Annotated in this window: 23 protein-coding genes; 8 read left to right on the top strand and 15 right to left on the bottom strand. The window is 57.4% G+C overall.

Features of this window, described 5'->3' with window-relative positions; translation table 11 throughout:
- Window positions 1–7 precede the first annotated feature (7 nt).
- The gene (locus HCK03_RS07410; RefSeq protein ID WP_041146577.1) at window positions 8–1,027 is read left to right on the top strand and encodes a LacI family DNA-binding transcriptional regulator; all 1,020 of its coding nucleotides are present in this window, start codon (window positions 8–10) and stop codon (window positions 1,025–1,027) included.
- Window positions 1,028–1,031: 4 nt separating this feature from the next.
- On the opposite strand, the gene yfcD is transcribed toward HCK03_RS07410, so the two are convergent.
- From yfcD to HCK03_RS07390, 4 genes are all read right to left on the bottom strand, one after another.
- Window positions 1,032–1,595 carry an NUDIX hydrolase YfcD gene (gene yfcD / locus HCK03_RS07405; RefSeq protein ID WP_041146578.1) on the bottom strand — a complete coding sequence of 188 codons (564 nt, stop codon included), beginning with the start codon at window positions 1,593–1,595 and terminating at the stop codon, window positions 1,032–1,034.
- A gap of 57 nt (window positions 1,596–1,652) precedes the next feature.
- Complete coding sequence (yfcE, locus tag HCK03_RS07400; RefSeq protein WP_041147708.1) at window positions 1,653–2,204, bottom strand: phosphodiesterase; 552 nt, start codon at window positions 2,202–2,204, stop codon at window positions 1,653–1,655.
- A 54-nt stretch (window positions 2,205–2,258) separates the two neighbouring features.
- Window positions 2,259–2,903 (bottom strand): glutathione transferase, encoded by a 645-nt coding sequence (yfcF, locus tag HCK03_RS07395; RefSeq protein ID WP_167691342.1) that lies wholly within the window; start codon window positions 2,901–2,903, stop codon window positions 2,259–2,261.
- Window positions 2,904–2,988: 85 nt separating this feature from the next.
- Window positions 2,989–4,410 (bottom strand): aldehyde dehydrogenase family protein, encoded by a 1,422-nt coding sequence (locus HCK03_RS07390; RefSeq protein WP_167691341.1) that lies wholly within the window; start codon window positions 4,408–4,410, stop codon window positions 2,989–2,991.
- Window positions 4,411–4,513: 103 nt separating this feature from the next.
- Here HCK03_RS07390 and HCK03_RS07385 point away from each other — a divergent pair, with 103 nt between their 5' ends.
- The 6 genes from HCK03_RS07385 to HCK03_RS07355 all read left to right on the top strand — a co-directional run bounded on the left by HCK03_RS07385 (window position 4,514) and on the right by HCK03_RS07355 (window position 9,109).
- Window positions 4,514–5,422, top strand: coding sequence for a LysR family transcriptional regulator (locus tag HCK03_RS07385; RefSeq protein WP_115192177.1), 909 nt, complete (start codon window positions 4,514–4,516; stop codon window positions 5,420–5,422).
- A 79-nt stretch (window positions 5,423–5,501) separates the two neighbouring features.
- Window positions 5,502–6,131: a GSH-dependent disulfide bond oxidoreductase gene (yfcG, locus tag HCK03_RS07380; protein ID WP_141334757.1), complete on the top strand. Its 630-nt coding sequence runs from the start codon at window positions 5,502–5,504 to the stop codon at window positions 6,129–6,131.
- A 65-nt stretch (window positions 6,132–6,196) separates the two neighbouring features.
- Window positions 6,197–6,559 carry a dihydroneopterin triphosphate 2'-epimerase gene (gene folX, locus HCK03_RS07375; protein WP_041146583.1) on the top strand — a complete coding sequence of 121 codons (363 nt, stop codon included), beginning with the start codon at window positions 6,197–6,199 and terminating at the stop codon, window positions 6,557–6,559.
- An 18-nt stretch (window positions 6,560–6,577) separates the two neighbouring features.
- Window positions 6,578–7,471, top strand: a complete 894-nt coding sequence (locus tag HCK03_RS07370; protein ID WP_076945802.1) for a TIGR01777 family oxidoreductase — start codon at window positions 6,578–6,580, stop codon at window positions 7,469–7,471.
- Between the two features lie 488 nt (window positions 7,472–7,959).
- Window positions 7,960–8,526 carry a helix-turn-helix transcriptional regulator gene (locus tag HCK03_RS07360; protein WP_167691340.1) on the top strand — a complete coding sequence of 189 codons (567 nt, stop codon included), beginning with the start codon at window positions 7,960–7,962 and terminating at the stop codon, window positions 8,524–8,526.
- Window positions 8,527–8,611: 85 nt separating this feature from the next.
- A complete protein-coding gene (locus HCK03_RS07355; RefSeq protein WP_135184195.1) occupies window positions 8,612–9,109 on the top strand; it encodes a GNAT family N-acetyltransferase in 498 nt (165 codons plus the stop codon).
- 43 nt (window positions 9,110–9,152) lie between these two features.
- Here the strand turns inward: HCK03_RS07355 and hisP are convergent, their stop codons facing one another.
- From hisP to argT, 5 genes are all read right to left on the bottom strand, one after another.
- Window positions 9,153–9,926: a histidine ABC transporter ATP-binding protein HisP gene (gene hisP / locus HCK03_RS07350; protein ID WP_041146588.1), complete on the bottom strand. Its 774-nt coding sequence runs from the start codon at window positions 9,924–9,926 to the stop codon at window positions 9,153–9,155.
- Window positions 9,927–9,933: 7 nt separating this feature from the next.
- A complete protein-coding gene (locus HCK03_RS07345; RefSeq protein WP_041146589.1) occupies window positions 9,934–10,650 on the bottom strand; it encodes an ABC transporter permease in 717 nt (238 codons plus the stop codon).
- Window positions 10,647–11,333: a histidine ABC transporter permease HisQ gene (locus HCK03_RS07340; protein ID WP_041146590.1), complete on the bottom strand. Its 687-nt coding sequence runs from the start codon at window positions 11,331–11,333 to the stop codon at window positions 10,647–10,649. Before HCK03_RS07340 ends, HCK03_RS07345 begins: the two co-directional genes overlap by 4 nt.
- 66 nt (window positions 11,334–11,399) lie before the next feature.
- Window positions 11,400–12,182: a histidine ABC transporter substrate-binding protein HisJ gene (hisJ, locus tag HCK03_RS07335; RefSeq protein ID WP_041146591.1), complete on the bottom strand. Its 783-nt coding sequence runs from the start codon at window positions 12,180–12,182 to the stop codon at window positions 11,400–11,402.
- A 249-nt stretch (window positions 12,183–12,431) separates the two neighbouring features.
- A complete protein-coding gene (gene argT, locus HCK03_RS07330; protein WP_041146592.1) occupies window positions 12,432–13,214 on the bottom strand; it encodes a lysine/arginine/ornithine ABC transporter substrate-binding protein ArgT in 783 nt (260 codons plus the stop codon).
- A gap of 49 nt (window positions 13,215–13,263) precedes the next feature.
- Between argT and HCK03_RS07325 the strand changes: the two genes are divergently transcribed.
- The gene (locus HCK03_RS07325; RefSeq protein WP_161795682.1) at window positions 13,264–13,425 is read left to right on the top strand and encodes a hypothetical protein; all 162 of its coding nucleotides are present in this window, start codon (window positions 13,264–13,266) and stop codon (window positions 13,423–13,425) included.
- Window positions 13,426–13,505: 80 nt separating this feature from the next.
- Here HCK03_RS07325 and HCK03_RS07320 read toward each other — a convergent pair whose 3' ends face one another.
- The 6 genes from HCK03_RS07320 to accD all read right to left on the bottom strand — a co-directional run bounded on the left by HCK03_RS07320 (window position 13,506) and on the right by accD (window position 19,581).
- The gene (locus HCK03_RS07320; protein WP_041146593.1) at window positions 13,506–14,075 is read right to left on the bottom strand and encodes a UbiX family flavin prenyltransferase; all 570 of its coding nucleotides are present in this window, start codon (window positions 14,073–14,075) and stop codon (window positions 13,506–13,508) included.
- Window positions 14,076–14,216: 141 nt separating this feature from the next.
- Window positions 14,217–15,734, bottom strand: coding sequence for an amidophosphoribosyltransferase (gene purF / locus HCK03_RS07315; protein WP_041146594.1), 1,518 nt, complete (start codon window positions 15,732–15,734; stop codon window positions 14,217–14,219).
- 33 nt (window positions 15,735–15,767) lie between these two features.
- Window positions 15,768–16,256 (bottom strand): colicin V production protein, encoded by a 489-nt coding sequence (cvpA, locus tag HCK03_RS07310; protein ID WP_041147709.1) that lies wholly within the window; start codon window positions 16,254–16,256, stop codon window positions 15,768–15,770.
- Window positions 16,257–16,569: 313 nt separating this feature from the next.
- Complete coding sequence (gene dedD, locus HCK03_RS07305; protein ID WP_143966659.1) at window positions 16,570–17,277, bottom strand: cell division protein DedD; 708 nt, start codon at window positions 17,275–17,277, stop codon at window positions 16,570–16,572.
- Complete coding sequence (folC, locus tag HCK03_RS07300; protein WP_132512372.1) at window positions 17,267–18,535, bottom strand: bifunctional tetrahydrofolate synthase/dihydrofolate synthase; 1,269 nt, start codon at window positions 18,533–18,535, stop codon at window positions 17,267–17,269. The genes dedD and folC overlap by 11 nt, the downstream gene beginning before the upstream one ends.
- A 131-nt stretch (window positions 18,536–18,666) precedes the next feature.
- Window positions 18,667–19,581: an acetyl-CoA carboxylase, carboxyltransferase subunit beta gene (gene accD, locus HCK03_RS07295; protein ID WP_041146597.1), complete on the bottom strand. Its 915-nt coding sequence runs from the start codon at window positions 19,579–19,581 to the stop codon at window positions 18,667–18,669.
- Window positions 19,582–19,608: the final 27 nt, after the last annotated feature.

Below are 19,608 nucleotides of genomic sequence, written 5' to 3'. Positions count from 1 at the left end.
AATGTGTATGTCTCTAACCCGAAAACGGCGTAGTACCGGTAAGGTGACGATCGCCGATGTTGCCCAGCTTGCTGGCGTGGGCACGATGACCGTCTCGCGTGCGCTGCGCACGCCGGAGCAGGTTTCCGACAAGCTTCGTGAAAAAATAGAAGCCGCGGTGCAGGAGCTGGGATATATGCCCAATCTGGCCGCCAGCGCGCTGGCTTCCGCCTCCTCAAGAACGATAGCCATGGTGGTGCCAAATCTTGCCGAAGCGGGCTGCTCCGCGATGTTTGCCGGGCTACAGCAGGTGCTGCAGCCGGCGGGTTATCAGATTATGCTGGCGGAGTCGCAGCATCGCCTTGAACAGGAAGAGAAGCTGCTGGAAACGCTGCTGGCGTCGAACATTGCGGCCGCCATTCTGCTCAGCGTTGAACATAGCGACACCGTACGCCACTGGCTGAATAACGCGTCGATTCCAGTGATGGAGATGGGCGCCATGCGCGCCGACCCGATTGACATGAATATCGGCATTGATAACGTTGCCGCCATGTTCGAGCTCACCGAAATGCTCATCCATCGCGGCTATCAGAATATCGGCCTGCTGTGCGCCAACCAGGAGCAGTGGATTTTTCAGCAGCATCTGCAGGGGTGGTACAAAGCGATGCTGCGCCACCATATGTCGCCGAATCGGGTAATTAACGCCGCGCTTCCTCCCAGTTTTTCCACCGGCGCTTCGCAGCTACCGGAATTTCTGCTGGCGTGGCCGGAGCTGGATGCGCTGGTCTGCGTTTCTGACGAGCTGGCGTGCGGCGCGCTGTATGAGTGCCAGCGTCGACGCATTAAAGTCCCCGACGATTTGGCAGTCGTCGGCTTCGGCGATAGCGATGTCAGCCGGGTCTGCCAGCCGCCGCTAACCACGATGGCGGTACCGCATCACAAGATTGGTATTGAAGCTGGACGCGCCCTTCTGGAGCGCCTTAATGAAGGAAACTGGAGCGGCAGAAAACCCATCGTCTCCAGTTTATGCCTGCGGGATAGCTGCTAGGCGGCTACTCGGCCTCTTCCTGCTTTTCCTGCTTTTCTGGTTTTGCCGACTCGTTGTTGGCATTGCGGGTCATCCACAGCGCCAGCGCTTTTAACGAATCCGGGGTGAACTCATCGCAGCGGGCGGTGATCTCTTCCGGCGTCAGCCAGCACACTTCGCTGACCTCTTCTTCCTGCAAAGCAAAGGGACCGTGCGACACGCAGCTAAACAGGCTTCCCCAGACGCGGCAGTGCTTATCTTCGTAGTAGAACTGGCCGTGGTCGGCAAAGGGGACGCCAGCAATGCCCAGCTCCTCTTCGGCCTCGCGACGCGCTGAATCCAGCAGCTGCTCGTCGGCCTGCACCACGCCACCGGCGGTGGCATCCAGCATGCCCGGCTGAAAATCTTTTATCTCGGTACGACGCTGCACCAGAATTTTGCCCATCCCATCATGAACGACAATGTAGGTTGCACGATGGCGCAGGCACTGCGCGCGCATTTGCTCGCGGCTCGATTGCGCTATCACCTCATTGTTTTCATTAACGATATCTACCCATTCTGTGCTTGCCAAATCGTTCTGTTCCGCCATCAGGAAACCTTACTTTTTAAAGCGCTCTTGCGGCGCGTCTTTACGGTTGGGGGTAAATTACGGGTTAATTGCCACCTCTGCAATAACCTGATGATCATCGAGTGCTAAAACCTGCAGCCGATCCCCGTCAAGGAGGCCATAGCTGGCGGGAAATCCCCCTTTGGGGATGCTCACGGAACCGGGGTTAAAGAGAAAAATATCGCCGCGCTTCTCGGCTACCGGAATATGAGTATGACCATAAACCAGGACATCGCCAGCGCAGAGCGACGGCAATTTTTCGGGGCTGTACAGATGCCCGTGAGTCAGAAACAGCCGACACCGTTCAGTCAGAACCTGCTGCCAGGGCGCGGTGATGGGAAAGTCCAGCAGCATCTGATCGACCTCGCTGTCGCAGTTGCCGCGTACGGCAATAATGCGCGCCGCAGCGCCATTGAGCTTCCCGGCAACTTCAGCCGGCGCGTAGCCCTCAGGGAGAGCGTTACGCGGCCCGTGGTTGAGCACGTCACCCAGAATAATCAACCACTGCGCCCCGCTCTGCGCGAACCGTTCCAGCACGCGCTCGGCGGCGGGCAAAGAGCCATGAATATCCGATGCAAACATCAGCCGCATTTTTTCATCTCCACGCATTACGATGCCCCATGATAGCGGAACCGCGAACGCGAATCAGCCGGCTCGTTTGGCCGACAGTGCGGCATAGCGCTGAACGGACGCCCGCTGCCACTGGAAGGCGGCGTAATCTGCCAGCCGCTCCGGCACCTCATCGCCGTTAAGCACCAGCCGGTTGAGCATCAGTGCGAGGTCAGTATCGGCAATTGACCATTCGCCGAACAGATTGGTGCCGCCGTGGGCCAGCAGTTCGGAAGCGGTCTCGAATAGTTTTTCCGCGCTCCTGCGCCCCGCCGCGCTAAGGGACGGTTTCTTTTGTCCGGCGAAGATAACGTCGGTAGAGCGCTCTTCGCGAATGGGCAGCAGATCGCTGCGCAGCCAGGCCTGAACCTGGCGGGCGCGGGCCCTCTTTTGCAGATCGTGGGGATAGAGCCGCTCCCACTCCGGCGGCGCAAAGCGCTCGTCGAGATATTCGCTAATCGCGGACGATTCGCTGAGGGCAAAATCGTCAACTTCCAGCAGCGGCACGCGCCGGGTGCAGGAGTATCCCTTCCAGCCCGCCTGCAGGTGTTCGCCGCTGTCCAGATTGACGGTTTTAAGCGTAAAAGGCAGGCTCTTCTCCTGCAGGGAAACGTAGACTGACATCACGTACGGAGAGAAAAAATCGGAATCGGACCACAGGGTAATGACCGGCTGGCTCATGGCATCCTCAATTAATAATGGGGCGATAAAGCAACATATCCTGTCTTCTGAGGGATGTCACTTACCGCACCATGAGGATTTTGCACTAGCCAACGAGCAGCGTTTTCGGCTCCAGATAGGCCTGCATTCCCCATCTCCCCATTTCACGCCCCACCCCGGATTGCTTGAACCCGCCAAACGGCGCCTGCGGCTCATGTTCGAGGGTATTAACCAGCACGCGCCCGGACTCAATCGCCAGCGCCACCTCCGTCCCGCGCAGGCGATCGCCGCATAGTACCAGCGCGCTCAGCCCGTACGCGGTGTCGTTAGCGATCGCAATCGCTTCAGCCTCGTCCTGATAAGGGATAATGACCAGCACCGGGCCAAAAATCTCTTCCCGCGCGATACGCATCTGATTATGCGCATCGCTGAACACGGTCGGTTTAACGCACCAGCCTTTTTCCATGCCCTGCGGCCGGCCAACGCCTCCCGTCAGCACCCGGGCGCCCTCCTGCTGGCCAAGGCGGATATAATCCTGCACCCGCTGCCACTGCTTATGGCTGACCATCGGGCCAATCACGGTCCGCGGATCGCGCGGGTCGCCAGACGTATAGTCGGCTTCCACGGCCTGCACGATGGCCTGCTCAAACTCGGCCTGGCGCCGGGCGGGGACCAAAATACGCGTGCCGGCAACGCACGCCTGCCCGCTGTTCATAAACCCGGCCGCCAGCGCCAGCGGAACCGCCTGCTCGATATCCGCATCATCAAGAATCACGGTGGGCGACTTGCCCCCAAGCTCCAGCGTCACGCGCTTGAGCGTTTGCGCCCCGCTTTCTATGATATGTTTGCCGACGGCGGTTGAGCCGGTAAACGAAATTTTTGCGATATCGGGGTGATGGTTAATCACATCCCCCACGATCTCACCGCGCCCGGTGACGATATTAAATACCCCCGCCGGGATCCCGGCCGCGTGCAGCGCTTCGCTAATAATTTGCGTCTGCCAGGCGCTCATCTCGCTCGGCTTAATCACTGCCGTACAGCCCGCAGCCATCGCCGTCGCCAGCTTGCTGCAAATAAAACCGGCATCGCTGTTCCACGGCGTAATCAATCCCGCGACGCCGAGCGGCGTCATCACCACCCGGGCACGCCCGGCCTGCTCGACGAACTCAAAGTGCTCCAGCGTGACCATCGCCTGCCTGATGGTTTGCGCCGGCCACGTCGCCATCCATTGCGAGCGGGAAGCCGGTGCGCCGTATTCCGTGACAATCGCTTCCAGCAGGTCGGCCTCCCGCGCCTGAACGGCAAGATACATGCGTTCCAGCACCGCCAAACGCTCCTCTTTCGTCGTCCGCGACCACGCCGGAAATGCCGCTTTTGCCGCAGCAATCGCCTGCTCTGCGTCCCGTTCATCAGCCAGGCGGACCCGGCCAATCGTCGCTTCGGTCGTCGGATTAAACAGCGCAAACTCTTCGCTACCGTGCGGCGTGACAAACTGGCCGTTGATATAAATTTGGTTGATGTTCTGCATAACGCTCTCCCCACCTTGTTGGATACCCGGCAGTATAGGGTCGTCGTATTGCCGCGATAAGCAGGTATAATCAACACAGTCTGTTACGAAAATCGGGATAATTATGCAGCGTAGCGGTATTACCGAACTCGAAGTCCTCCTCGCCGTCGCGCACCGGCAAAGCTTTCGGGCAGCGGCCCGGGAGCTGGGTATGTCGGCGACCGCCGTCAGCAACGCCGTGGCCGGACTGGAGGCCCGCCTGAACGTGCGCCTGTTCAATCGTACGACCCGCAGCGTCGCGTTGACCGAAGCCGGACAGCGTTACGTTGAGCGGATAGCGCCCGCCGTAGCCGAAATCCAGCGCGCCTCGGAGGAGGTCGCCACCCGGCCTGAAATGCCGAGCGGGACGCTGCGGATCAACGCGCCGCGCGAAAGCGTTGCCCTGCTGTTTGATATTTTCGAGACCTTCCTCAAGCGCTATCCATCCATGCGCCTGGATATCACCACCGAATCCCGGCTGGTGGATATCGTTGCCGAAGGCTACGACGCGGGGATCCGCCTGGCGGAGTCGCTGCCGCAGGACATGATTGCCGTCGCCCTGACGCCCAACGCGCGGATGCTGATCGTCGGCACCCCGGACTATTTTGCCCGGCATGGCGTTCCATTCGGTCCGGACGATCTTATGCATCATCAGGGGATTGGCATGCGTATGTCTCACGGCGGAATTTATCGCTGGGAGCTCGAGCGGGATGGGCAAAAAATGGCGCTTAACGTCCCGCCGCGCATTATTCTTAGCGAGATGCAGGCCATTCACCGCGCGGCGCTGGCGGGGATCGGGCTGGCGTTTATTTCTGACTGGTTCATCCAGGACGATCTTGCCGGCGGCAGGCTTATCAGCGTGATGGACGACTGGTGCCCATCTTTTGGCGGCCTCTCTCTCTACTACCCGGGCCGCCGCCATATCCCACCGGGGCTGCAGGCGTTTATCGCTCTGGTGCGCGAAATGAGGGCTCCGGCCACCGCGGCGCGCTGAATTTCCGCCCCCTGCGCTCCCGTAATACGCCAGGTCACCTATACTCGAAAACTGGCGACCCACGACGGCGGGAGACATCATGATCGATCTTTACTACGCACCCACCCCAAACGGCCAAAAAATCGTTCTGTTCCTCGAAGAGGCTGAGCTGGCCTATCGGCTGATTCGGGTCGATATCAATAAGGGCGAACAGTTCCGCCCGCAGTTTCTCATCCTCTCACCCAACAATAAAATCCCGGCGATAGTCGACCACGTTCCCGTTGACGGCGGAGCGCCGCTAAGCCTGTTCGAATCCGGGGCCATTCTGCTCTATCTCGCCGAGAAATCGGCAAAGCTGCTGAGCGGAGAGCTGCGCGAGCGCCACGTTACGTTGCAGTGGCTGTTCTGGCAGGTGGGCGGATTGGGGCCGATGCTGGGGCAAAATCAGCACTTTAACCATTCAGCGCCGCAGACGGTTCCCTATGCCATTGAGCGTTATCAGGTGGAAACGCAGCGGCTATATAGCGTGCTCAACCGGCGTCTGGAGGTCAGCCCGTGGCTCGGCGGCGAGCGCTACAGCATTGCCGATATCGCCTGCTGGCCGTGGATTAACGCGCATCAGCGCCAGCGTATCGATCTGGCAAACTTCCCGGCGGTACATAACTGGTTTGAGCGTATTCGCCAGCGCCCTGCAACCGCCGAGGCGTTGCTGAAAATTCAGCAATCTTAACCCCCTGCTCGCACGACCTGCTTTCATGTATGATTGCGGAAATTACAACACGGAGGAAGCCTGCAATGTCTCAGCCAGACGCCATTATTCGTATAAAGAACCTACGCTTGCGTACTTTTATTGGTATTAAAGAGGAAGAGATTGCTAACCGTCAGGATGTGGTGGTCAATGTCGCCATTCACTACCCAGCGGATCAATCACGCAACAGCGAAGATATCAACGATGCGCTGAATTACCGCACCATCACCAAGCGTATCATCAGCCATATAGAGAATAACCGCTTCTCCTTACTGGAAAAATTAACTCAGGATGTGCTCGATATCGCATGCGAACATCACTGGGTCACTTATGCTGAAGTTGAGATCGATAAACTTTATGCACTACGCTACGCCGACTCGGTATCAATGACCATGAGCTGGCGGCGGTAGGCTTCTTAGGGAGGCGCTATGAAGATTCTGCTTACCGGCGGTACCGGCCTGATTGGTCGACATCTCATCCCCCGGCTGCTTGAGCTGGGGCATAACGTAACGGTATCCACGCGCAGCCCGGAAAAAGCCCGCGCCCGGCTCGATCCCCGCGTCACGCTGTGGCGCGGCTTTGACAATCACCAGCACCTCAACGACATTGACGCCGTTATCAATCTGGCGGGCGAGCCTATCGCCGACAAACGCTGGACGGCGGAGCAAAAGCAGCGCCTGTGCCACAGCCGCTGGGACATCACGCAAAAGCTGGTCGCGCTCATCAACGCCAGCGACACCCCGCCTGCAGTGCTGATTAGCGGCTCTGCGGCAGGTTATTATGGCGACCTGGGGGAGGTTGTTGTCACCGAAGAAGAGCCGCCGCACAATGAGTTCACCCACAAACTCTGCGCCCGCTGGGAACAGCTGGCCTGCGAAGCGCAAAGCGACCGCACCCGCGTCTGCCTGCTGCGAACCGGCGTTGTGCTGGCATCCAGAGGCGGCATCCTTGCCAAAATGACCCCTGCCTTTAAGCTCGGCCTTGGTGGCCCTATCGGCAGCGGCAGGCAGTATCTGGCGTGGATCCATATCGACGATATGGTTAACGCTATTCTGTGGCTGTTGGATAACGACCTGCGCGGCCCCTTCAACATGGTTTCGCCTTATCCGGTACGCAACGAACAGTTCGCCCACGCGCTTGGCCAGGCGCTAAATCGCCCGGCTATTTTTCGCGTCCCGGCGGCGGCGATACGCCTGCTTATGGGTGAATCATCGGTACTGGTGCTCGGCGGCCAGCGCGCGTTGCCAAAACGCCTGGAAGCCGCGGGCTTTGGCTTTCGCTGGTACGATTTAGAAGAAGCGCTAAAAGACGTCCTTGGCTAACCCAATTTAATCCCGGGAGATTTATTAATGCTCTCCCGGGCTCTCCTGCTCGCCTGCCGCCCGTGGAAGCTATCTCGCAGTAATCCAATCTCCCACCGCCGTTCACTTATTGCCGTGAAGCTCGTTCCAGCGTTCTTTCCCGCTCTCTGTCATAACGTCCCGGTGTTTGTTTTTTCGACACAACACTGTTGACAACCGTCAACATAACGCTCAATATCTGAGGACACATTGATGAAGGAACATCCGGATAAGCACATTAGGGCAGCCATCGACTATGCTCGCGCCCGGGGGTGGATTTTTATTGCTGGCGGGAAAAGCGCGCACTGCTTCGGACGGCTCAGGTGCGGTACGGCCAATCATCGCGAACACATGATGAGCATCTGGTCTACTCCTGCCGTTCCCGAGAACCACGCGAGGCAAATTATCAGGATGGTCGACCGCTGTCGTTCAACGTCGACGGCCTGGTTTAATCATAAGGAGCGCAAACTATGACCCTCTATAACTTTACCCTGACGCTTTCAGGCGTTAGCGCCCACACGCCAGATCTCGAGGACGCGCTGTATCGCGCCGGCTGTGCCGACGCGCTGGTTTGTTTTTACGGAACGGCGGTGTATCTGGAGTTCGATCGCGAAAGCGAATCCCTCGAACGGGCGATTCTGTCTGCCATCGATAACATCGAATCCGCATCGAATCTGAACGCCCGGGTCGAGTCCGTTGATGCCACGCTGGTGGGCCTAAGCGATATCGCCGAACTCACCGGTCTTTCACGACAGGCCGTTGCCCTGCTGAAAGACGGGGCGCGCGGCTCCGGCAAATTCCCCGGCCCCGTACAGCGCGTAAAAGGCAACTCGCCGCTGTGGCGCTGGAAAACTATTGTCAGCTGGCTGGTCGCGGAAGCAAGAATTGCAGCAGACTCACCGCTGGTGGTACACGCGGAAGTCCTCGACAGCCTGAATCTGGCCCTGCAGCTGCGGGCCTCTCAGCAGAGCGAAACCGTGATGCACTATTTTCGCGGGCTCGACAAGCTGCAGCCAGCCTCACCGGCCGCCGGGTAACCGTCGCAACGATCGGGACAGGATCGTGTTATCCGGGACTTTCTGGTGTTAAGGTTAACGGACGATCCTCCGTCATGGCCCGCTTATGATTACGCTAACCACCTCGCGCCTGCTGCTCTCCCCGTTCACCGAATCCGACTGGCCCTTTTTCCTGCGCCTGCGCAGTAACCCTCAGGTGATGCGCTTTATGGGGCCGATCCTTGACGAGAAAGCGCTGCGAAACGTCTTCGATGCGCGGCGTGAGGCATCCGGAGTATTCGTGCTACGCGATAGCCGCGGCGAGGCTCTTGGCGACATCGGCCTGCGCATCAGCAGTAAAAATCCGCACGAAGCCGACGTCGGCTACGCCCTGTTGCCTGAGGCTCAGGGGAATGGCTATGCCAGCGAAGCGCTGGAGGCGGTTTGCCGCTATGGATTTGCCCGGCTCGGCGTTAACGCGATTAATGCGTGGGTCATCGGGGATAATTCAGGTTCTTCGCGGCTGCTGGAAAAGCAGGGTTTCCGGCGGATCCAGATCCTCGAAAAGGCCTGGCATCTGGACGGCGTTGACTACGATGACTGGATCTATCGCCTGGAGCGCTGATCCTGTCCCGGCAGGGTTAACCCCGCCGGGGAGAGCGCGAAATTTACTTCAACGAACCCTTGAGGAACTGCTGCAGACGCGGGCTTTTCGGATTACCGAAAAGCTCATCAGGATGGCCTTCCTCTTCAATTTTGCCCTGATGGAGGAAAATAACGTGCGAAGAAACGTGGCGGGCAAAGCCCATTTCGTGCGTCACCACCACCATCGTTTTCCCCTCTTCCGCCAGCTGCTGCATAATGCGCAGCACTTCTCCCACCAGCTCAGGGTCGAGCGCGGAGGTCGGTTCGTCGAACAGAAGGACTTCAGGCTCCATCGCCAGCGCGCGCGCAATGGAAACGCGCTGCTGCTGACCGCCGGAGAGATGCACCGGATATTTGATCTGCTGACGCTCGTCAATGCCGACTTTCGCCAGGTACTTCTCTGCCCGCACTCGCGCTTCCTGCTTGCTCAGCCCCAGTACCTGAATGGGCGCTTCCATGACGTTTTCCAGCACCGTCATATGGCTCCACAGGTTGAAATGCTGGAATACCATCGTCAGACGGGTGCGCAGCAGGCGCAGCTGGTTTTTATCTGCAACCTTAAGCTGACCATCCTTGTCGCGCACCAGGCCAATATTCTGCCCGCTCACCACAATCGTGCCTTCGCTCGGTTTCTCAAGGAAGTTAATACAGCGCAAAAAGGTACTTTTACCGGAACCCGATGAGCCGATGATGCTGATAACGTCCCCGGCTTCTGCCCGCATCGAGACACCTTTCAGTACCTCATGCTCGCCGTAACGTTTATGAAGATCGATAACGTTTAATTTATTGTCGGACATGGCGTTCTCAGTGCGTCGAAGAAGGTTTTATATGCTGCAACCAGCGCTTTTCCGCCTTGCGGAACAGGCTAATCAGCACATACGAGATAATTAAGTACAGCACCGCGGCAATGCCGAAGGCGGTAAACGGCTGATAGGTCGCCGAGTTAATATCACGGGCAATTTTCAGCAGATCCGGCACCGTGGCGGTAAAGGCCAGCGCGGTGGAGTGCAGCATCAGAATCACTTCATTACTGTACGCCGGCAGCGCGATGCGCAGCGCGGAGGGGAGAATAATGCAGCGATACAGTTTGGCCGATGAAAAACCATACGCCCGCGCCGCCTCAATTTCACCGGCGGGAACCGAACGAATTGCCCCGGCAAAAATCTCCGTCGTATAGGCACAGGTATTCAACGTCAGCGCCAGCACCGTGCAGTTCAGGCCGCTGCGGAAGAAGGCGTTCAGCAGCTCGGTACCTTTGACAATTTCCAGCGTATACATACCGGAGTAAAACACCAGCAGCTGCACGTAGAGCGGCGTGCCGCGGAAAATATAGGTAAAAAGCCAGATCGGAAACTGAATGTACTTATTGCTGGAGACGCGTCCGATGGCGAGAAAAATCGCCAGCACGCCGCCCATCACCACCGAGGAGATTAATAGCCACAGCGTGATGGCGACGCCGGTAAAACGGTAGCCGTCGGTCCATAGCAGGGATTTCCAGTACTCCTGAATAATCTCAATCACAGGTCAGCCCTCTTCACGCCCACGGTATAACGGCGTTCAAGCAGCAGCAGCACACCATTGGAAATCGTTGTAAATACGAGATAAATCAGGCCACAGACGATGGCAAAATAGAACGGCTGCCAGGTGCTTTTCCCCGCCAGCTGCGTCGCTTTCACCACATCCTCCAGCCCCAGCAGCGAAACCAGCGCCGTGGCTTTCAGGATAACCTGCCAGTTGTTGCCGATCCCCGGCAGCGCATAGCGCATCATCGCCGGGAACAGAATGCGCCGGAACGTCTGCCCGCCGCTGAAACCAAAGGCGGTCGCCGCTTCGATATGTCCTTTCGGTACCGCGAGGAAAGCGCCACGGAAGGTTTCCGTAAAGTACGCGCCGTAGATAAAGCCCAGCGTGATGATGCCCGCAATCATCGGGTCGATATCAAACTGCGACATTCCCAGCGCATCGGTGAGCGTGTTCAGCGCGATCTGCAGCCCGTAGAAAATCAGCAGCATCAGCACCAGATCCGGCACGCCGCGAATTAAGGTGGTGTAGCCTTCAAATACCAGCGCCAGCGGTCGATTGCTCGATAGCTTCGCGCCGGCGCCGGCCAGACCAATCAGGACCGCCAGCACAACCGAACTAAGGGCCAGCTCCAGCGTGACAAGAGCGCCCTGCAATATTACCTGTGAAAACCCGTACAGCATGCTGTCTGCCCTGTCTATCATCGACCACCGCGCGCAAAGAGACGCGCGGTGGCGTACGCGTGATGGTTAGTCGCCGTACACGTTAAAATCGAAATATTTTTTCGCCAGCTTGTCGTAGGTGCCATCTTTGCGCATTTCAGCGAAGGCTTTGTTCAGCGCTTCACGCAGCTCGTTGTCGTCTTTACGCAGGCCCATGCCGGTACCGACGCCAAACAGCTTCTCGTCCTTAATGGACGGGCCGCCGAACTGATAGTCTTTACCTACCGGCTGCTTGAGGAAGCCTTCGCTGGCGGCCACTTCATCCTGGAACGCTGCGTCAATGCGGCCAGCGGTCAGGTCGGAATAGATATTGTCCTGGCCCTGATAGGAGACAATCTCAATCCCTTTTGGCGCCCAGTGCTCGTTGCCGTAAGTTTCCTGGGTTGTGCCCTGCAGCACGCCGATACGCTTGCCCTTCAGACGAGTCAGATCCGGCGTGATATCGCTGCCCTTTTTCACCACCAGGCGGGAATCGGCGGCATAAAGTTTGTCGGTGAAGGCAATTTCCTGCTGGCGTTTTTCAGTAATAGAAAGCGAAGACATAATCGCATCGATTTTCTTCGCTTTTAAAGAGGGGATCAGCGCGTCCAGCGGGTTTTCAACGAAGGTACATTGCGTATTGATGCGCTTACACAGCTCTTTGGCCAGATCGATGTCAAAACCAATCAACTCACCCTGCGCATTTTTCGATTCAAATGGGGCATAAGTGGGATCTGTACCGATACGAACCTTTTGCGGAATTGCTGCGAATACCGTGGAAACGCTGGAAAGGGCCAGCGCTAAAGAAAGAGACAACGCCAGTTTTTTCATAACTATCCTCAACAAACTGTCATTCTAATGGGTTTATTAGAAGTACTTAAGCCAGTTATCGTGCCACTTTTCTCCCCGATATGGCAAAACATTCTGCGCCGGGGAGCAAATTTTTTCGCATCATAAACGCTTAACTATGCATTTTTTGCACCAAAATGAGACGCCGATACGACGAATGCACCAATAAGGGGCATTGATAGCTATCGCTACGCTAAAGGGCCCGGTATACCGGGCCCGCGGCAGGCATGCTTAGTCACCGTAAACGTTAAAGTCGAAGTACTTCTTCGCCATCTTGTCGTAGGTGCCGTCTTTACGCATTTCACCCAACGCTTTGTCGAAGGCAGCTTTCAGCTCGCCATCCGCCTTGCGCAGGCCAATACCGGTGCCATCACCGAAGAACTGTTTGTCTTTGACTGAGGGACCGGCGAAGGCGAAATCTTTGCCGGCAGGCTGTTTGAGGAACCCTTCGCTGGCGGCCACTTCATCCTGCAGCGCGGCGTCAAGGCGGCCGGCGGCGAGGTCAGAGTAGATCAGGTCCTGGTTCTGATAGGCCACCACGTCAACGCCTTTACTGCGCCAGCGTTCGTTACCGTAAGACTCCTGAGTAGAGCCCTGCAGCACGCCGACGTGTTTGCCCTTCAGCGACTCCAGGGTCGGCTGGATGGAGGAGCCTTTCGGCGCAATCAGACGGGAGTCTGCGGCATAAAGCTTGTCAGAGAAGGCAATTTCCTGCTGACGTTTTTCGGTAATCGATAATGAAGAGATGATGGCGTCAATTTTCTTCGCCTTCAGCGACGGTATCAGTGAATCAAAATCACTCCCTACCCAGGTACATTTTACCTTGATACGCGAACAGAGTTCGTTACCCAAATCGATGTCAAAGCCGACGAAATCACCTTTGGCATCCTTAGAGGAGAATGGCGCGTAGGTGGCATCGGTACCGATGCGGATGCTTTGCGGCAGAGCTGCAAAGACGCTGGAAGCACTGCTAATTCCCATAATTAAAGAGAGGGCCAGGATCGTCTTCTTCATACAATACCCTTAAGTGTCGTGATGTTGTTATGCGGTGCGTTGTTTAGTTATGTGTAGTGCCGACGTATCCTGCAGTTTTTGTGCCATTTTCTCAGTGCGTGCTGGAAACAGCGTTAAATTTGTTAATATAAAGTTGCAGGATTGTCTTGAAAGGGAAGATACCAGTATTAACGGAGAAACCGCAGCGTCGAAACGCAAAAAAACAAATTAAATGTTGAGGATTTGATCGGGGCGACAAAATTGCACCATCTGGGCGCAAAGAATCATAAAGCGCACTATTTTAGCGCGCGATCAGGCCCCCTGCCAGCGGGCAAACAGGTCCTGCGGCAGCGTGATATCGAACTGATCGATAACGCGATTGACCGTCTGATTGATCACGTCATCCAGGGTTTGCGGGCGGTGATAGAAGGCCGGAACCGGGGGCATGATTACCGCGCCCATTTCCGCCGCCTGGACCAGCAGACGCAGGTGTCCGAGGTGGAACGGCGTTTCGCGCACGCAGAGCACCAGCGGACGACGCTCTTTCAGCACCACGTCCGCCGCCCGGGTCAGCAGACCATCGGTGTAGCTATGAACAATGCCTGAAAGCGTTTTCATCGAGCAGGGTAGTATCACCATCCCGGCCGTTTTAAACGAGCCGGAAGAGATGCTGGCGGCGATGTCGCGGGCATCGTGGACGACGTCAGCCAGCCCCTGAACTTCACGCAGCGAGTAGTCGGTCTCCAGCGCCAAAGTCTGCCGCGCAGCCTGGCTCATGATCAGATGGGTTTCAACATCCGCGACATCGCGCAATATCTGGAGCAGCCGCACGCCGTAAACGGCACCGCTGGCGCCAGAAATTCCAATGATAAGTCGTTTCACGATGGTTGCCCCTTCTGCTTAGAGTCGCAGACTTTGCCGGATTATAGCACCGGACGCAAGTCCGGTGGCCCGCTAACCGCGGCCCGAAAAACAAAAAGCCCGCAGTCTGCCGACGGCGGGCTTTGACAACAAAGGCGCGGTTTAGCCTTCGTTATGCATCTCTAAGTTTTCCACTTCGTTCTGACGCTGCACCGCTTTGGCATCGTCGTTACGCAGGGAGTCGAGATAATCCAGATACTGCTGATCGACGTCCTTAGTGACGTACACGCCATTAAATACCGAACACTCAAACTGCTGAATATCCGGATTCTCGGCCCGCACGGCGTCGATCAGATCGTCCAGATCCTGGAAGATTAGGCCGTCAGCGCCGATGATCTGCCGAATTTCGTCAACTTCACGACCGTGAGCGATCAGCTCGGTGGCCGTCGGCATATCGATGCCGTAGACGTTCGGGAAGCGAATTTCCGGCGCAGCGGAAGCCAGATAGACCTTCTTCGCACCCGCTTCGCGCGCCATCTCGATAATCTGTTCCGAGGTGGTGCCGCGAACGATGGAGTCATCGACCAGCAGGACGTTTTTATCACGGAACTCGGCGCGGTTAGCGTTGAGCTTACGACGTACTGATTTACGACGCAGCTGCTGGCCCGGCATGATAAAAGTACGGCCGACGTAGCGGTTTTTAACGAAGCCCTGACGATAAGGCTTGTCGAGAATACGGGCAATTTCCAGCGCGATGTCGCAGGAGGTTTCCGGAATCGGAATGACCACGTCAATGTCCAGATCTTCCCACTCGCGGGCAATCTTCTCGCCCAGCTTCGTCCCCATATTCACGCGAGCGCTGTAGACGGAGATCTTATCGATGAAGGAGTCCGGACGGGCAAAATAGACGTACTCAAAGAGGCACGGGTTGCTGACCGGGTTCTCCGCACACTGGCGGGTAAACAGCTGGCCTTTTTCGGTGATGTACACCGCTTCACCCGGCGCAACGTCGCGCAGGAACTCAAAGCCCAGCGTATCCAGCGCCACGCTTTCGGAGGCCACCATGTACTCGGTACGGCCGTCGCCAATATCACGCTTGCCCAGCACCAGCGGGCGAATACCGTTCGGATCGCGAAACGCCACCATACCGTGGCCGATAATCATCGCCACGCAGGCATAGGCGCCGCGAATCTGCCGATTGGTCGCAGCAATTGCCGCAAAGATATTGTCGGCTTCCAGCGGATAATGGCGGAAGTTATCCAGCTCGCTGGCGAAAATATTGAGCAGAATCTCAGAATCGGAGGTGGTGTTGATGTGGCGGCGTTTTTCTTCAAACAGCTTTTTACGCAGCTCGTGCGCGTTGGTCAGGTTACCGTTATGCGCCAACGTAATGCCATACGGCGAGTTAACGTAGAAAGGCTGAGCCTCGGAGGCGCTGGAGCTGCCAGCCGTAGGGTAACGGACGTGGCCGATCCCCATGTTGCCCTGCATACGCTGCATGTGGCGAGCCTCAAAAATATCGCTCACCAGCCCGTTTGCTTTACGCAAGCGGAAGCAATTATTTGCATCAATGGTGATGATGCCTGCGGCATCCTGGCCACGATGCTGAAGCACCGTTAACGCGTCATAAATCGACTGGTTGACCGGCATAACACCGGCGATACCGACAATACCGCACATACGTCTTTTCCTCGTTCAGCTACATCCCAACGCTTATGCTTTGGGCAAGAAACTTGACGAGCTCTGCAGATAGTCAAAAAACCATCTGATAACGAAACTGAACTGCGGGATAAGCTCCGACTTTTGCCAGTCTTCGCTCTTCGCCATACCGGTAAAACTATCGAGAAAGAACAGGATCGCCGAGACAATCAGCACGCCACGGAGGGCGCCAAAACAGATCCCTAACACCCTGTCGGTACCCGACAGGCCGGTTTTCTCTACCAGTGCGCTAATCACGTAGTTAACGATAGCGCCGACGATAAGCGTTGCGATAAACAGTATCGCGATAGCAATCCCATTGCGGACCATTTCGTCTTCAAAGCCCGTGAACCAGACAGCCAGGTAAGTGTAGTAATGACTGGCAACAAAGAAAGCACATCCCCAGGTTACCAGCGATAACGCTTCACGAACAAAGCCGCGGATCAGGCTTACCAGACAGGAAAAACCAATCACCGCAATAATGGCGTAATCAATCCAGACCATATACATCCTACGATTTTACGCCCTGTCGTCCGGTTCGGGGCGCATTCTAACAGAAAAAGAAAACGTTTGCGTAGGGATTTCCGTGCCCTACAGAAATAAAAATGGCGCTGAAAAAACATTCAACGCCATGCTGCCTTTCGCCTCTGCAGGGCGCGTCAGGTAAGGGATTCAGCACCTTCGCTCGCCGACAGCAAGCGGGGTGGCGGGCCCGACGGCCCACCGTTCTGCCCGACCCTGACCGCGCAAGGAAGAATACCTCCTTTCCCGGCACAAGCCTCGGCGTTCTTCAACGCTATCAGACTGAATAGCAAGGCTAGTTTGGCGTGTATCCCATCACCACGCCGCTCAGACCCGACAGCTGCTTCAGATCGCCAAGCTGGCCTTTCAGCTTATCTTTCGAGGCATCAGGGCCAACCAGAATGCGGGTGATTTTCCCCTGCACCGGCGTTGAAGGCGACGTGTAAACCTTGAACCCGGAGGAGCGCAGCTTACCGACGATTTCGTTGACCTTGTCCGCGTTCTTCAGCGCGCCCAGCTGCACCACGTAGGCTCTGCCGGTCGGCGCAGGAATTTCAGCTGGCTTCGGCGCCGGCGTTTGGGCGGCAGTTTGCTGCTGCTGCGGCTGCTGAGGCTTCTCGACCGGCTTAGGCTGCGGCTGAGGTTGCGGCTTCGGCTGGGCCTGAGGTTTCGGCTGCGGCTTCGGCGCGACAACCGGCTCCTGTACATCATCGAAGCTGTTATTGTTTACCGGGATGCGCGACGGATCCAGCGACGGCGCCGCCGCATTTCCGGCCCTCACCTCTTCTGCCGCCCCTTCCGGAGGCTGGGCAGGCAAGGCCTGCGTTGCCGCCGGTAGCATATCAGGCTCATCGCGATCGCCCGGCTTTGGCACCAGCGGGATCGCCGCAAACTCATCCTGATAGTGTTTTTTCTGACCGTCAAGCAGCCCTGGAAGGATAATGACCCCCAGCGCCACCAGCACAATCGTCCCGACTAAACGGTTCTGAAACTTACTCGCCACCGATTCTCCCCGCGTCTATTTCTTCCATTACGTGCGCTACCGTGTGGAATGAGCCACACACCAGCACCGTATCTTCAGGTCCGGCATCGGCCATGGCCGCATGCCATGCTTGAGCGACGTCTGCGCAGGCTCTCCCTGTACGCAAATGCTCCAGTAGCTGCTCCGCCGTTGCCCCACGCGGCCCTTCCAGCGGCGCGCAGTACCAGCAATCAACTTCAGCCATCAGGTTTGCCAGCGTACCGGCAATATCCTTATCATGCAGCATACCAATAACCGCCAGCACGCGCCCCGTTTTCGGCAGGCTTTTGAGACGCCCGGCCAGATAGGCCGCCGCGTGCGGATTATGGGCAACGTCGAGGATCACGCGCGGCGCCTCGCCAATTATCTGGAAACGCCCGGGCAGCATCGCCTGCCTAATGCCGTCGCGAATCGCCTGCTCGCTCACCGTCAGCCCGCTGGCGCGCAGCGCGGCAAGCGCCGTCGCCGCATTCGGCATGGGCACCTGAGGCAGCGGCAGTCCCGCCAGCATCCCCTGCTCATCGCTGAAATCCCACCCCTGCTCGCCGCTCGCGTAGCGCCAGTCAACGCCGCGACGCCGCAGCACCGCGCCTTTCTCGGCCGCAACGTCGGCGATGGTATGGGGCATATCCGGTTCACCGACGATAGCCGGCCGGCCTGAGCGGAAAATACCGGCCTTTTCGCGGCCGATGCTTTCGCGATCCGGCCCCAGCCAGTCGGTATGATCGAGCGCAATGCTGGTCACCACCGCCACGTCGGCATCAACGATATTTGTCGCATCAAGGCGACCGCCGAGCCCGACCTCAAGGATAACGACATCCAGCTGCGCCTGCTTAAACAGCCACAGCGCGGAGAGCGTACCGAACTCAAAATAGCTCAGGGAGATTTCACCGCGCGCGGCTTCGATTTCGGCGAAAGAGGCGGTATGCGCCGCTTCCGGCAGCTCCTCTCCCTGCACGCGAACGCGTTCGGTATAGCGCACCAGATGCGGGGAACTGTAGACGCCGACCCTATAGCCCGCCGCCATCAGCACCGATTCCAGCGTACGGCAGGTGGTCCCCTTACCGTTGGTTCCCGCCACCGTAAAGACGAAAGGTGCGGGTTTCACTACCGCCATCCGCCCGGCAACTTCGTTCACCCGCGTCAGCCCGAGATCGATAGTTTTGCTGTGCAGATGCTCCAGATAAGAAAGCCACGTAGCCAGGGGCGACGTGGCCTGAGGAATAGGTTCTTTTTCCATGATGTCCGCAAGAGTTAACGGTAAATACGCTCATCCTTCAGCGTGCCGCGAAGCGGTCAGGTCAGGATGATGTCGCGTAGCTATTTGAATATAAAAAAAGGGCAGCACCGTCAGGCCTGCCCTCTGCATTATCAGGCCTCTGGTTCCTGATCCGGTACCGGCGGTACCGCGTCGCCTTCATGAGGAACCTCCGGGCACGGTGCCGGGAGATTCATCAGCTTCGCCAGAATACTGGCCAGCTTCAGGCGCATTTCAGGGCGACGTACGATCATGTCGATCGCCCCTTTTTCAATCAGGAACTCGCTGCGCTGGAATCCTGGCGGCAGCTTTTCGCGCACGGTTTGCTCGATAACGCGAGGACCGGCAAAGCCGATCAGCGCTTTCGGTTCCGCGATGTTAAGATCGCCGAGCATCGCAAAGCTCGCCGATACGCCGCCCATCGTCGGGTCGGTCAGCACGGAGATATACGGTAAACCGCGCTCCTGCATTTTCGCCAGCGCGGCTGACGTTTTCGCCATCTGCATCAGCGACATCAGCGCTTCCTGCATACGCGCGCCGCCGGACGCTGAGAAGCAAACCAGCGGGCAGTTGTCTTCCAACGCCTGCTCAACGGCACGTACGAAGCGCGCGCCCACCACCGAGCCCATCGAACCGCCCATAAAGGCGAATTCAAAAGCAACGGCGACAACCGGCATGTCGTACAGGGTGCCCTTCATGACCACCAGCGCATCTTTCTCGCCGGTCTCTTTTTGAGCCGACGCCAGGCGGTCTTTGTATTTTTTCGAATCGCGGAACTTCAGCACATCTTTCGGCTCGAGCTCGCTTCCCAGCTCCACGAGGGAACCTTCGTCCAACAGGCTATGCAGGCGATTACGCGCCGACATACGCATATGGTGATCGCACTTAGGGCAAACCTCCAGGTTGCGCTCCAGCTCTGCGCGGTACAATACCTGACCGCAACTGTCGCACTTGGTCCATACACCCTCAGGAATGCTTGCCTTGCGGGTGGGAGTTATATTGCTTTTAATTCGTTCAATCCAGCTCATTGATAACCTTTCTGCCTGAACCTGGTC

It is taken from the genome of Klebsiella terrigena (genome assembly GCF_012029655.1).
GTDB lineage: Bacteria > Pseudomonadota > Gammaproteobacteria > Enterobacterales > Enterobacteriaceae > Klebsiella > Klebsiella terrigena.
Note: the sequence above shows the minus strand (reverse complement) of the source record. Positions and strands in the feature narration are given on the sequence as shown.